This is a genomic window from Amycolatopsis keratiniphila subsp. keratiniphila (assembly GCF_001620365.2).
GTDB lineage: Bacteria > Actinomycetota > Actinomycetes > Mycobacteriales > Pseudonocardiaceae > Amycolatopsis > Amycolatopsis keratiniphila.
In genome coordinates, this window is sequence record NZ_LQMT02000065.1 from 1 (window position 1) to 361 (window position 361).

The following is a 361-nucleotide window of genomic DNA, read 5'->3' on the forward strand; positions in this document are numbered from 1 at the left end:
TTCCTGCACGATCCGGTAGAGGCCCAATCCTTCCGAGGCGCCTACCCGGCCGAGGTCGCCTTCCTGTGTATAGCGCACCGCCAGTCCGGCGCTGCGGGTGCGTTCCACCAGCGTCGCGATGTCCTCCACACCCGGCAGCGGCGCGCTGCCCGACGGGGAGTCGGCGAGCAGGCCGACCGTGCGGCGGATGTCGGCCATCGCGGCCCGTCCCACCTGCTCGGCCTCGGTCAGCGCCTCGATCGCCTCGTCGACGTCGCGGTCCTGCTGCAGCGCGTGCCGGGCACCGGTCAGGTGCAGCAGGGTGATGCTGAGCGAATGACCGACGACGTCGTGCACCTCACGCGCGATGCGCTGGCGTTCG

General features: G+C 71.5%; 1 protein-coding gene. It reads right to left on the reverse strand.

Going from position 1 to position 361, the window contains the following annotated elements; all coding sequences use genetic code 11:
- On the reverse strand, positions 1–361 hold a 361-nt coding region (locus AVR91_RS42175), incomplete at both ends, for a sensor histidine kinase (protein ID WP_228709496.1).